Genomic DNA, 279 nt, shown 5'->3' with positions numbered 1-279 from the left:
GCGCGAGGCGATTGAGCGCTGGAGCCTGGTCCGTGCCGGCTGGAAAGCGGCGGACAAAACGGACGCACTGTTTATCTCCCGCCGCGGTACAGCGCTCTCCCGCCAGCAGGCGTATCGTATTATTCGCTCCGCCGGGGAAAATGCGGGTACCGTCACGCACACTCACCCCCATATGCTGCGTCACGCCTGCGGCTATGAACTGGCTGAAAGAGGGACAGATACGCGTTTGATACAGGATTATCTAGGACATCGTAATATTCGTCACACAGTACGTTACAC

The 279-nt window shown here is 58.1% G+C and carries 1 pseudogene; it reads left to right on the top strand.

The window, feature by feature from the left end:
- A pseudogene (gene fimE / locus ACX6XY_RS30195) lies at positions 1-279 on the top strand (type 1 fimbria switch DNA invertase FimE); the annotation flags it as partial.

It is taken from the genome of Streptomyces sp. O3 (assembly GCF_054788135.1).
Note: the sequence above shows the minus strand (reverse complement) of the source record. Positions and strands in the feature narration are given on the sequence as shown.